Annotated in this window: 12 protein-coding genes; 8 read left to right on the forward strand and 4 right to left on the reverse strand. The window is 30.0% G+C overall.

From position 1 onward, the window contains the following. Nucleotides 1-286: 286 nt before the first annotated feature. The 3 genes from ylqF (at nucleotide 287) to codY (ending at nucleotide 3,141) form a co-directional block, all read left to right on the forward strand. Nucleotides 287-1,114, forward strand: coding sequence for a ribosome biogenesis GTPase YlqF (gene ylqF / locus FGQ49_RS05415; RefSeq protein ID WP_138268856.1), 828 nt, complete (start codon nucleotides 287-289; stop codon nucleotides 1,112-1,114). Between the two features lie 9 nt (nucleotides 1,115-1,123). Further along, nucleotides 1,124-2,260 carry a ribonuclease HII gene (locus tag FGQ49_RS05420; RefSeq protein WP_138268857.1) on the forward strand — a complete coding sequence of 379 codons (1,137 nt, stop codon included), beginning with the start codon at nucleotides 1,124-1,126 and terminating at the stop codon, nucleotides 2,258-2,260. A gap of 110 nt (nucleotides 2,261-2,370) precedes the next feature. Continuing rightward, nucleotides 2,371-3,141, forward strand: a complete 771-nt coding sequence (gene codY / locus FGQ49_RS05425; protein WP_138268858.1) for a GTP-sensing pleiotropic transcriptional regulator CodY — start codon at nucleotides 2,371-2,373, stop codon at nucleotides 3,139-3,141. 23 nt (nucleotides 3,142-3,164) lie between these two features. On the opposite strand, the gene FGQ49_RS05430 is transcribed toward codY, so the two are convergent. From FGQ49_RS05430 to FGQ49_RS05445, 4 genes are read right to left on the reverse strand one after another with little or no spacing between them, the layout of a single operon-like run. Beyond that, complete coding sequence (locus FGQ49_RS05430) at nucleotides 3,165-4,415, reverse strand: PTS galactitol transporter subunit IIC (protein ID WP_138268859.1); 1,251 nt, start codon at nucleotides 4,413-4,415, stop codon at nucleotides 3,165-3,167. A gap of 14 nt (nucleotides 4,416-4,429) precedes the next feature. Beyond that, nucleotides 4,430-4,729: a PTS sugar transporter subunit IIB gene (locus tag FGQ49_RS05435; protein WP_138268860.1), complete on the reverse strand. Its 300-nt coding sequence runs from the start codon at nucleotides 4,727-4,729 to the stop codon at nucleotides 4,430-4,432. 15 nt (nucleotides 4,730-4,744) lie between these two features. Further along, complete coding sequence (locus tag FGQ49_RS05440; protein WP_138268861.1) at nucleotides 4,745-5,191, reverse strand: PTS sugar transporter subunit IIA; 447 nt, start codon at nucleotides 5,189-5,191, stop codon at nucleotides 4,745-4,747. Nucleotides 5,192-5,205: 14 nt separating this feature from the next. After that, the gene (locus FGQ49_RS05445; RefSeq protein ID WP_138268862.1) at nucleotides 5,206-7,197 is read right to left on the reverse strand and encodes a BglG family transcription antiterminator; all 1,992 of its coding nucleotides are present in this window, start codon (nucleotides 7,195-7,197) and stop codon (nucleotides 5,206-5,208) included. Between the two features lie 339 nt (nucleotides 7,198-7,536). Here FGQ49_RS05445 and FGQ49_RS05450 point away from each other — a divergent pair, with 339 nt between their 5' ends. The 5 genes from FGQ49_RS05450 to rpoZ all read left to right on the forward strand — a co-directional run bounded on the left by FGQ49_RS05450 (nucleotide 7,537) and on the right by rpoZ (nucleotide 12,088). After that, on the forward strand, nucleotides 7,537-8,571 hold the full coding sequence (locus FGQ49_RS05450) for a zinc-dependent alcohol dehydrogenase (protein WP_138268863.1): 1,035 nt from the start codon (nucleotides 7,537-7,539) through the stop codon (nucleotides 8,569-8,571). Nucleotides 8,572-8,583: 12 nt separating this feature from the next. Continuing rightward, on the forward strand, nucleotides 8,584-9,231 hold the full coding sequence (locus tag FGQ49_RS05455; RefSeq protein ID WP_207734411.1) for a class II aldolase/adducin family protein: 648 nt from the start codon (nucleotides 8,584-8,586) through the stop codon (nucleotides 9,229-9,231). A gap of 12 nt (nucleotides 9,232-9,243) precedes the next feature. Next, nucleotides 9,244-10,416, forward strand: coding sequence for an iron-containing alcohol dehydrogenase (locus FGQ49_RS05460; RefSeq protein WP_138268864.1), 1,173 nt, complete (start codon nucleotides 9,244-9,246; stop codon nucleotides 10,414-10,416). A 187-nt stretch (nucleotides 10,417-10,603) separates the two neighbouring features. Further along, on the forward strand, nucleotides 10,604-11,749 hold the full coding sequence (locus FGQ49_RS05465; RefSeq protein ID WP_138268865.1) for an AI-2E family transporter: 1,146 nt from the start codon (nucleotides 10,604-10,606) through the stop codon (nucleotides 11,747-11,749). Between the two features lie 69 nt (nucleotides 11,750-11,818). Beyond that, complete coding sequence (gene rpoZ / locus FGQ49_RS05470; RefSeq protein ID WP_243112222.1) at nucleotides 11,819-12,088, forward strand: DNA-directed RNA polymerase subunit omega; 270 nt, start codon at nucleotides 11,819-11,821, stop codon at nucleotides 12,086-12,088. Nucleotides 12,089-12,103: the final 15 nt, after the last annotated feature.

The raw sequence follows: 12,103 nt of genomic DNA on the forward strand, positions 1-12,103 counted from the left end.
TATAATATCATTTTTTGAGCTTTGTAAATTGAATGTATAAATATGCTTTTGATTTTCTTTTCTTTTTGTAATCATTTCCCTGCCCCCTTTGTTTCCATGAACATATTGTTTTCTTTATTATATACAAAAACTTGAGATTTTTTTTGTCGAATAATTGATATATTTTTGACAAATGATTATCTTTCAAGAATAAAATCAATAAAAAGCTTGTTTTTGTTTTTATTTTTCCTTTATAATAAAATAATTCAATAAAAATATATGTAAAATTTAACATGAGAGGTTATTTATGAATATTCAATGGTATCCGGGGCATATGGCAAAAGCTACAAGACTAATAAAGGAAGATTTAAAGAATGTAGATATTGTTGTAAAATTACTGGATTCAAGAGCTGTTATAAGAAGTGAAAATAATGATTTTAATAAAATATTAAATCAGAAAAAATTTATAAGAGTATATAACAAATGTGACTTGGCTGATGAAAAGGAAACTATAGAGTGGCAAAATTATTTTAAAGAAAAGGGTGAGGATGTTTTCTTTATAGATTCTATGAGTAGAAAAGGAATAAATGAAGTTTTATCTTACTTAAATAATATTAAATCAACATTTAGAGCAAATAGAGAAGTAAGAGCCATGGTAGTGGGGATTCCAAATGTGGGTAAGTCGATGTTTATTAATTCAATAACAAAAAAATCCAACGCAAAGACAGGGAATAGACCTGGGGTGACACTTTCAAAACAATGGATAAAGGTAAAAGGAGAAGTTTATCTATTGGATACACCGGGAGTTCTTCCTCCAAAATTTGAAAATTTGGAAGATGGGGTGTGTCTTGCTTCTATTGGTTCTGTAAAAGATACAATTTTGGATAGAGAAGAATTATGTCTTAAACTTATTGAATTTTTAGTTGAAAGATATCCAGATAAATTAAAAGAAAGATACAAACTTGAAAGTGTTGAAAAAATGCCTATAGAAGTTTATGAAGATATAGGTAAAAAAAGAGGCTTCTTATTAAAAGGCGGGGAAATTGATTATTTAAGAACTGCCGTTACGGTTTTAGATGAATTTAAAAACGGTCTTATTGGTAAAATTTCTTTTGACAGGGTTTGTGATTTATAGGAGTAAAAAATGATAGATGTTAAAAATACAAAAGTCAGTGAATTAAGAAAAATCATAAATGAGATAAATGTTGAAGAATATGAAGAATATATTGAATTATTCAAATCTGATGGAAGAAGAGAAGTTGAAAAGTTTGCTTTAAGGCTTCAAAAAAAATTAGATCAATATAATAAAGAGTTACAAAGACTTGAAAATATTAAAGAGTACGAAAATAGTCTTTATGATAAAGGTTATAAGCTTATTGCCGGTATAGACGAAGTTGGTAGAGGCCCTTTAGCTGGACCTGTTGTTACTGCTGCCGTTATTCTTCCAAAAGACAGCAAAATAATGTATATGAATGATTCAAAAGCCTTAAGCTCGCAAAAGAGAGAAGAAATAGCTTTAAAGATAAAAGAAGAAGCAATAAGTTATGCTTATGGAATAGTTGATAATAATGAAATAGATAGAATTAATATTTTAAATGCAACTAAAAAAGCTATGCTTGAAGCTGTAAATAAATTAAGTGAAAAACCGGATATGATTTTAATAGATGCTGTTCATTTAGATACTAATATAAAACAGAAGTCTTTTATAAAAGGGGATGCAAATATTTATTCGATATCAGCTGCAAGCATTATTGCAAAAGTTCATAGGGATCATATGATGGATGAATATGCAAAGGAATATCCGGAATATGGCTTTGAAAAGAATAAAGGTTATGGAACTTTTGACCATGTTGAAGCCATAAGAAATATTGGTCTTTGTCCTATTCATAGAAAAACTTTTACCGAAAATATAATAGACAGCAGGGTAAAACAAGGCAGAAATTATGAAAAAGTTGTTATGAATTATTTGGTTAAACATGGATACAGTATTTTAAATAAAAATTATAAATGTAAATATGGTGAAATTGATATAATAGTTAGAAAAGATAATTTAATTGCTTTTGTAGAAGTAAAAGGACGTCATAAAAATATTATAGCACCTAAAAGTTATGTGGATGAAGAAAAAAGAAAAAGAATAATAGACAGTGCAAAACAATATTTAAAAGAAAAGAGTTTAAATGATAAGTTTAAAATTCGTTTTGATGTAGTAGAAATAACTGATAAATCAAGAGGAACTTTTGATGTTAAAGTTATAGAAGATGCATTTAGAGAAAATAAATAGTATATTATTGTCTGAAAACTTAATACTTTTCAAAATATTTAGAATATTATTGAAAAGTATTTTTTTTTAGTGTAATATGGTAATAGTATATAATTTAGGAGGACATTTTTATGGAATCGATTTTGCTCGATAGAATAAGAAAGTTAAATGAGATATTAAAACTTACAGCCGTTGAAGTAGTATCTTTTGAAGAGTTAACAAATGAGTTGAGTAAAATTTTGAAGGTAAATGTATACATATCCGAAAATGACGGAACAATTCTTGCTTATTCAACAAGTGACAGGTTTAAATGTGACTTGACTTACTATCCTAATGAAGAAGCTCATTTTCCTCAAAATTTTACAGAGAAATTACTTTCTTATACAGACACAGTAGAAAATATATATGAAGAAAGTCCTATTTGTACTTTTGGAAGCCAAGGACCTTGTGTTTATAAAGATAGATATATGACTATAGTACCAATAAACGGTTTAGGAGAAAGAATCGGAACGTTATTATTCAGCAAATATGGCGGAAAGTTTGATGATGATGAGATTATATTATGTGAATATTCTGCTGCCATAGTTGTTATGGAACTTTTAAGATATATTCAAGATCAAAGGAAGAAAAGCAGTGCTGATATAGCGGCTGCGAAAATGGCCCTTTCAACTTTATCATACTCTGAAGTTGAAGCCGTAAAAATGATTTTTAAAGAAGTTGAAAACGAAGGACTCGTTGTTGCAAGCAAAATTGCCACAGAAGCTCAAATTACAAGATCTGTTGTTTCAAATGCACTTAGAAAGCTTGAAAGTGCAGGTATCATAGAAACAAGATCTCTTGGTATGAAAGGAACGTTTATAAAAATAGTTAATCAAGAATTAAGAGCTCAATTAAATCAATAAGACACTCCTTCGAGTGTCTTATTTTATACAAATAATGATGTTATTTTTACTATAACCCATGCTATGAATTCTCCACCTCCGCTTAATGCCGATACTGACTGTGAACCTGTTTCTACCAAACCACTTGCTTGTCCGACAGAAGTAAATAAAGGAGCTAAGTCTGTAGCTATATATAGCATTCCTATAATGACAATTATGCCTATAACCAAAGATCTAAAAGAATTTCTTCTTGCCGCCAATACAGCAGGTGCCATAAAATATGTAAGAGAAGGTAAATCAGTAAAAGGAAGCAATTTGTTTCCCGGTAAAATTACCGCCAATATTAGCGTTATCGGAACCATTACCATTGCAATTGTGATTATTTCTTTGTCTCCTAAAAGTATTGCCATATCCATACCTATATTAACTTTTCTGCCTGGGAATTTTTTGCTCATGAATGACTGTGCAGCATTTGAAAGAGGGCTTAGTCCTTCCATTAAAATTTTTACCATTCTAGGTAATAAGAACATTACAGCTCCCATGCCTACTCCTGACATTAAAGCAGCTTCCCATCCTTGACCGGAAATCAGAGTCAATATAAATCCGAGTATAAAACCTAAGAATATCGGTTCGCCTAGGAAAGAAATTTTAGGGTTTAGTTTAGTCAAACTGAAATGGACTTTATTTATTCCTGGTATTTTTTCTATTAATTTATCAATACCCATGCATATATATAACACTACGGGGAAAGATTGAGTTGTTATGGTTACACCAGGATATCCCAAAAAATCTTTTATCCTTTCTGCATGTTTGTCTGCGAGTAAAAGTACTATTCCTCCATATAAGCCTCCGGCAATACATCCCATTACGAAATTACCTGTAAGAGCATATACTAAAGCTCCTCCCATAATAAAATGCCAGAAATTCCAAAGGTCAACATTTAATGTATCTGTTAATTTAAAAATCATCATTAATATATTTATTGCAATTAAAATTACGAAAAGAGCAACAACTAAACTTCCGTTGCTGAATGCTATGCCTGAAGATACAGGCCATCCCATATCATATGTATCAAGTGCTAAATGCCAATTTTTTTGTAAGCCTTCAATTATAGGTGTTAAATACGTTCCCATTGTCCCCGTAACCAAATTTATACCTATAAATCCTACACCAACCGTAAGCCCGGCTCTTAAAGCTTTAATTGGTTTCATTTTTACTATAATTCCTATTATAAATATTATTATAGGCATCATTACAGATGCGCCTAAATCTAATATTGTTTGAATTATTTCCATGTTTTTTCTCCTTTTTATTTTCTTTGTTTTAAAGTTTCTGCAATTTTTTCATAAAGTTGTTCTGTGTTTAGGTTCATTAAAATCGGTACTGCATCAAAAGTCGGAATTTCTTTTGTTTCTACACTGTCAATCGGAGTTGTATGAATGATTATATCCGGAGGATTGTTTTGTATAAGTCCGCCGGCTTCCGAAACGTTGGCTTCCTGTATGTTTACGTCATTTATTCCGAGCTCTTCAAGACCGTCTTTTAAACGCTGCGCTACTAGTGTTGATGTTGCGATTCCGCTGCCGCAGATAGATAGAATATTGTACATTTCTTTACTCCTTTCTTATAAATATTTTTTTATGGCTGCAAGAATTTCATCTTTTGTTGCTGCCGTTGAAAGCATATTCATTGATTCTTTGTCCTGTGTTATAGAAATTACGTTTGAAAGCAAAGGTAATTGCTTTTTCCCGTCCGTAAAAACAAGTCCGAAAACGTACTTTACCTGTACGGTTTCTTTTGGATTAGCCATTTCTTTAAAAGGGACGGATTCTTTTAATTGAAAAACGATTATACACGGTTTTATTACATGCTTGGGATCTGTATGTGGTATTGCAATTGACCACGGTTTTATAGGAAGACCTGTAGGACTCAATTCTTCTCTTTCTAAAAGGGCTTCTACATAACTTTTTTTTACATATCCTTTTTTATAAAGTATATTACCTATTTGAGTTAAAATATCTTGGTAATTTTTTCCTTTTACATTAAGATAAATATTTTTTTCGTCAATCATTTTTTGTTCCTTTCTTAAATGAATTTTTGTGTACTACATATAAATTCTTTATACGTTTTTGAATTTATAAGAATATCAATATTGTTTTTATCTTTTGTTAAATTATTTATAAATTTGAAAAAGTTTCGTATAAATGTTTTTTCATCTTTTTTTATAGCTAAAACAAATATCATTTTTACTTTAAAATCTCCCCATATAATCGATTGCGGGGTAGTTATAACTCCAATTTTTGTTTCGTTGGAACATGCTCTTATGGGATGGGGGATTGCTATAATTCCGTCTATCACGGTATTGGATAGTTTTTCTCTTTCGATAAGTTTGTTTAAAAAATCATTTTGTACATATCCCTTAAGATACATTGCATTTGAAATTAAAGATAAAGCGTCATTTTTAGTTTTTATATTTAAATTTGGGAAGAACAAATCTTTTTCAAATTTGTTTAAAATATTGCTGTTGTCGTTTGAATTTTGAGATTTTAAATAAATTTTTTCATTTGCCGTTTCTTCAATTAATTCCGCAAGTTTTTGTTGTTCTTCATTTGATAAAACCAAGCCTATTTGCATATACTTTATATTTTTTTTGTCAATTAACTCTTTTTCGACCTTACATGTTGATAAAATCAAATCAGATTCTTCCTGTAAGGCTTCTTGTATTTTATAAACGGGATAATGTCCTATAATTTCTATGTTTGATGAAAATATATTTTTTAGATTTGATATTAATAAATTTGTATAACTTGTTTTTAAATGCGATATTATTATTGTTTTTACTCCGCTTTCACCGTAATGAAGTTTCATTCTTTCGATTGCAGCCGCTATATGAGCGGCTATATAACTTAATTCACTTTCATTTAATGTTATGTTTAAAACTTTTTTAAATATTTCATATATGTGTAAAGAGAGTTCGAATATGAATGTATATTGTTTTTTTATTATTTCCAATATAGGACTTTCCGCTAATTGCTGATATTTTACTCTGTTAATTAAAGCTTGAATATGAAAAGCAAGTCCCGTAAACAATTCATCATCGGTACTTAAATCCAAATTATAGTCATTTTTTATGTTTAGTATTAAAGATTCCACTATTTCTATTATTTGTTTTGAGCATTCTTTTTTTGTTTCACCTGTACTTTTTTCCGTCGGATTAAGTAAATTGACAAATGATAATTTTATTGCTATCTGACATATTTCATTTTGTTTGTATTCGTTTGTTTCGATTTCTTTTCCTATAGTTTTTTCATAAATGTCATTTGATGCTTCATAAAGTTTGTCGTTTTCCTGTTTTTGCTTATCATTTATTGAAATTATTTTTTTGTTTAAATTAAGGCGTATCTGTGCAATAATGATGTATACTGATATATCTGCTATTGCGCTGTCATCTAAATTTAAAGAATACTTTATTGCAATGGATTCTATTATTTTTTTTGTTTCTTCAAAATCGTTGTTTGTGAAAAAATCGTTTGTAATAAATAAGTTTTGTTTTTTTGCATCGTATTTTAGCATTATTATTTCATTTAAAAGAAATCTCAGAGTTGTTTCATTTCCGATAAGTTCTATTCTGCTTTTTTTTCTTCTGATATCGATTGAAGGATAAATGCTTTTTATCATTTTTTTCATGTTTTGAATTTCTGTTTCAAGAGTTGTTCTGCTTATATACAATTTTTCTTCAAGTTCAAATAAATCGACACTGTTTTTTGAGCATAAAAGTATTGTAATTATTTCATAAACTCTTTCATCTTTTTGTTTTTTATATCCTTCATATTGTGAAAGGATGTTATTTAATAATTCTTTATTTTTAGATTCAAGTTTATATCCTTTTCCTCGTTTGGAAATAATCTGACAATTATATTGTTCTAAAATGTAATTTAAAATGCCTATATCATTTCTTACGGTTCTGTCGGAAATTCCCAAGAATGTCGATAACTTTGTTCCCGATACATATTCTTCTGTTATTAAAAGGTATTTAAGCATTTTTCTTTGTCTTGGCGAACAGTAGAAAAGATTCATTAGAAATACCTCCTTTCTCTTATCTTTAATTTGAAAAGTTTTGTTAATTTCTTTTGTTGTAAATTCATTATACAGAATGCTCCTTTTTATTATCAAACTTATAATTTCCGTTTACTTGCGGAAGAAAATAGATTTTTTATTATTTTATTTTTAAATTGGGAAAAACCTTTGTTTAAATTTATATTTTTAATTTATTAATGTGCATTAATAAAAATTATATAAAGATATTGTGAAATATTTTTGTTAATTGCCGTATGTATACGGAAATATTTGGTTTGTATTTTACTTTTATGTTGTTTTATACTTTCTGCAGATTTAATAATACGGAGGTGAATTTTTATGAAAGCAGCAGTACTTAATAAAGCTGAAGATTTGAAAATTATTGATTTGGAAATGCCAAAAGCAAGAGACGGTGAAATTATTATGAAAGTAAAAAGTGCCTTAACTTGCGGTACGGATGTTAAAACATTCAGAAGAGGGCATCCTACAATTCCTTTTGGAGGAAATAAAGTGGCGTTTGGGCATGAAGGAAGCGGGATTGTATATGAAGTAGGAAGTGGGGTGTCAAATTTTAAGGTAGGAGATAGAATAGCTGCACATAACACAGCTCCTTGTCATTCTTGTTATTCATGCAGGGTAGGAGATTATAGTATGTGTGATGATTTAAAACAAATACGAGGAACATGGGCGGAATATGTAAGAATACCTGCCGAAATTGTTAAAGAAAATGTTTTTAAAATTCCAGATGATATGTCACATAAGCAGGCAGCACTGTTAGAACCTCTTTCATGTGCTGTTTATGGTGTTGATTTATCAGATATTAAACTCGGAGATACAGTAGTAGTAAACGGATGTGGTCCGATAGGTTTAATGATGTTAAAATGTGCGAAGTTGAAAGGAGCTACAGTTATAGCCTGTGATTTTACGGATTTAAGACTTGAAACCGCTAAAAAACTCGGAGCCGATATGATTGTAGATTTGAAAAAAGTTGATGATCAAGTCGAAGCGGTAAGAGACCTCACTCCTTATTCAAGAGGCGTTGATGTTGCAATAGAAGCAACCGGAGTTCCCGAAGTATGGGAGAAAAATATGTTAATGGCAAGAAAAGGCGGTATGGTTATGGAGTTTGGCGGATGCAAACCTGGTACAACCATAACAGTAGATACTAAATTACTTCATTATTCTCAGCTTACAATTAAGGGGGTTTATCATACTACACCTAAACATGTAGGAATGGCTTTTGAACTTATTAAAAGAGGAGAATTTCCTGAAGATTTAATGATAAACAAAAGCTTTAAACTAGATAATGCTTTGGAGGCATTATTGTCCCACGCAAACGGAGAAGTCATAAAGAATGAAATTAAAATAGATTAGGAGTTTTTAAATATGATTAAATATAAAGAAATAAGAGAACAAGTTTTAAATGCAGCATTGAGGTCTAATGAGCTTGGTTTGATTCACGGTACATCCGGAAATATTTCCGTTCGTGATAAGGAAGATAATGTTGTGGCAATTACACCGAGTAATATCGCATATGAAACAATGAAAGTTGAAGACATTGCGATTGTGGATATAAATGGCAAGTGGATAGACGGAAATTTTAAACCTTCAAGTGAAACGCCTATGCATACTGCAGTTTTAAGACGTAGAGATGATATAAATGCAGTAGTTCATACACATTCAAAATATGCAACTGTTATGTCTATGAGATGCAAGCAACTTCCTAGAGCAACTGTTCCTTCAAATATGTATTATCCAATAGTTTGCACTACCGAATTTTTTCCTCCTGGAAGTGAAAGGTTGGCCCAAACAGCAGTTGACGCAATAGGTATGGATAATGATGTTACTCTCTTAAAAAATCACGGACTTTTGGCAACTGGATGTGATATTGATTCGGCAATGACTTGTGCAATTTATACTGAAGAATGTGCAGAAATTTCATATTTGGCATCTATTGTCGGATTTGATGATTTTATCAGTGAAGAAGATGCTTTGTATATAAGAAATATTGCAAAAGGAGGAAATGCTGTATAGCATTTATATACTATGAATAATTTTGAATATTATGCCCCTACAAAAGTCGTTTTCGGTAAAAATGAATTTGAAAATTTAGGAAAAGAAGTTGCCATATATGGTAAAAAAGCTTTGCTTGTGGAGCAAAACGGACCTTTGGATGATATGGGTGTATTTAAAAAAGCAATTAAAATAATGAAAGATTCTAATATTGCAGTATTTGAATTAAAGGGTATTGAAAGCAATCCAAAACTTTCTAAGATAGAAGAGGGAATAAAAATTGCAAAGGACAAGCAAATAGACGTTATTGTTGCAGTAGGAGGCGGAAGTACGATTGATACCGCAAAAGCCATAGGTTTTGGGGTAAAAAGTGATGGTGATATATGGGATTATTTTAGTTTGAAAAAGACCATAATCGATACTCTTCCTGTGATTGCGGTTTCTACAATTTCTGCAACGGGAGCAGAAACCTCTATGCATTGTGTGGTTACAAACGATAGAGATTCAGACAATAAAAATTGGTTAAAATGGGCTTTGCATGATGTGCATTTGTTTCCCAAAACAGCCATCATAGATCCTATTCTGTTATCTTCGGTTCCCAAAAGATTGACTGCTGCAGGTATGGCAGATACAATATCTCATATTATTGAAGGGTATTTTGACGGTGCTCCGAACAATCCTATATCAGACAGGATAGGAGAAGGTATTGTATGTACGGTTTTGGAAAATGACAATGTTTTGGATAACTTGTCAGATTTAGATGCAAGAGCAAATATTGCTTGGGCATCTACTTTGGCAATGAGTGGACTTCAGGATTGCGGTCGCTATAATGAGGGATTTCCGGCTCATTGGATTCAACATGCCGTCGGAGCAATGACTGATTCTTCGCACGGTGAGGGGCTTGCTGTTATTAATCCTTCATGGTTGTTTATGCAAAATGAGAAAAATCCTGAAAAGTTTGTTCAATTTACAAAAAGAGTTTTTAACATTGAACAGGGAACAATTTCAGATGAAGAGTATGGTAAAAAAGGTATTGAGCTTTTAAAAGAGCGTTTTGTTTCCTGGGGATTACCTTCGAATTTATCGGAACTTGGAGTAAAAGAAGAAATGATTGATGAAATTGTGGATAAAGTTATGACCAGCAAAGAAACATATGAATTTAATCGAAATGAAGTAAAAAAAGTTTTATTAAATTGTTTATATTAATTTAATATAATATTCTCCTTTAAAATTTTAAGACGCCCAAAGGCGTCTTTTTGATTCGTTCAAAATAAAAACATGTATTATATTATGTTTTAAATTAAATATATTTTGCAATAATAGTATTTATAGCTTTGTTGACTTTTAAATACATATATATTAGTATTAGTTAATAAAGAAAAAGAGGTTTTAAATGTATAATTTAGGAAAAAACGAATGTAAGAAAATTATATTGTTAATAACTTATGCAATACTGTTTTATTATTTTGTAACAAATTTTAGCAGTGTGTTAGGTGTGTTAAGTACAACTTTAGGAATTTTATCGCCTTTTATAATAGGTTTTGCTTTAGCATTTATACTAAATAAACCTTTTGTGTTTTTTAGGGATAAAGTTCTTGGGAAACTAGCAGATAAAAATAAGAAAAAAGAAAGACTGGGGCTTAGAGCCGGAATTGCAATATTATTGGTATATTTATTGGTTATCATATTTTTAGTATTAATATTTTCTTTTGTTCTTCCACAGTTTGTAAAAAGTATTTCAGGGCTTATAAATTATATCCCTCAGTATTCAAAAGAGTTATTTAATACAATTGATAATATGGTAGATAAAGTAATAATAAATGAAACGATGCTAAAGACTATTGAGAAAACAAGTACTTCGATTGCTTCAACTATGAAAACTGTTCTTTCTAATGCGGTACCTGCAATTGTTTCTTTTATTTCAAATTTTGCATCTAACGTTATAAATATTGTTATTGCTGTTATAGTATCTATATATTTATTATTTGATAAAGATCATTTGAAATATCAATATAGAGTTATTGTAAGAGCCTTTTTAAGTGAAAAAAATGCAAATAGAGTATTACGCATTACAGAACTTACATCTAAAACTTTTTCCGATTTTATAGGAGGACAAATTATAGATGCAATTATAATAGGAGTTTTATGCTCAATAGGTCTTGCGATATTAAATATTCCTTATGCATTGTTAATTGGTACTATAGTTGGGTTTACCAATATAATTCCATATTTTGGACCTTGGATAGGTTCGATTCCAAGTGTGTTTATTTTGTTTATGGTAAAACCTATGTATGCGATTATATTTATAATATTTGTTGTTATATTGCAGCAAGTTGATGCAAATATTATATATCCTAATGTTGTAGGAAGTTCTGTTGGTCTCGGAGCGTTATTTGTAACTTTTTCAATTATTGTAGGTGGAGGTTTGTTTGGGCTTGTTGGAATGATTTTAGGGGTTCCTACATTTGCTGTAATATATACATTGGTTAAAGAAAAGGCGTATAAAAATTTAAAGAAAAAGAATATTACAAAAGTATAGTAAACCTTGACAAATACAGGCTAAAAGATATAAAATAATATTTTAGAAAAGATAAAGGAGATGCACGATATGTTTACAATGATAAATCCCCCTATAAATGAACTTTTAGATAAAGTAGATAATAAATATGTTCTTGCAATGCTTGTTGCAAAAAGAGCAAGAGAACTTTATGAAGGAGACGAACAACTTGTCGACGAACATTTTGTAAATCTTATTACAACAGCAGTTGAAGAAGTATATGAAGATAAGATTGGATACTATTTAATTGAAGAAGGAGATAGAAAATATAGAGTACACAAGAGTGTTGATTTAAATGAAATGTTAAACAATTCTTTATAATTAATACAGGACTAA

Source organism: Anaerofustis stercorihominis (assembly GCF_005844425.1).
Classification (GTDB): domain Bacteria; phylum Bacillota; class Clostridia; order Eubacteriales; family Anaerofustaceae; genus Anaerofustis; species Anaerofustis butyriciformans.

Bases quoted from the DNA above. Each gene is read 5' to 3' on its own strand.
- ylqF (WP_138268856.1), top strand. From the start codon at position 287: ATGAATATTCAATGGTATCCGGGGCATATGGCAAAAGCTACAAGACTA.
- FGQ49_RS05420 (WP_138268857.1), top strand. From the start codon at position 1,124: ATGATAGATGTTAAAAATACAAAAGTCAGTGAATTAAGAAAAATCATA.
- codY (WP_138268858.1), top strand. From the start codon at position 2,371: ATGGAATCGATTTTGCTCGATAGAATAAGAAAGTTAAATGAGATATTA.
- FGQ49_RS05430 (WP_138268859.1), bottom strand. From the start codon at position 4,415: ATGGAAATAATTCAAACAATATTAGATTTAGGCGCATCTGTAATGATG.
- FGQ49_RS05435 (WP_138268860.1), bottom strand. From the start codon at position 4,729: ATGTACAATATTCTATCTATCTGCGGCAGCGGAATCGCAACATCAACA.
- FGQ49_RS05440 (WP_138268861.1), bottom strand. From the start codon at position 5,191: ATGATTGACGAAAAAAATATTTATCTTAATGTAAAAGGAAAAAATTAC.
- FGQ49_RS05445 (WP_138268862.1), bottom strand. From the start codon at position 7,197: ATGAATCTTTTCTACTGTTCGCCAAGACAAAGAAAAATGCTTAAATAC.
- FGQ49_RS05450 (WP_138268863.1), top strand. From the start codon at position 7,537: ATGAAAGCAGCAGTACTTAATAAAGCTGAAGATTTGAAAATTATTGAT.
- FGQ49_RS05455 (WP_207734411.1), top strand. From the start codon at position 8,584: ATGATTAAATATAAAGAAATAAGAGAACAAGTTTTAAATGCAGCATTG.
- FGQ49_RS05460 (WP_138268864.1), top strand. From the start codon at position 9,244: ATGAATAATTTTGAATATTATGCCCCTACAAAAGTCGTTTTCGGTAAA.
- FGQ49_RS05465 (WP_138268865.1), top strand. From the start codon at position 10,604: ATGTATAATTTAGGAAAAAACGAATGTAAGAAAATTATATTGTTAATA.
- rpoZ (WP_243112222.1), top strand. From the start codon at position 11,819: ATGTTTACAATGATAAATCCCCCTATAAATGAACTTTTAGATAAAGTA.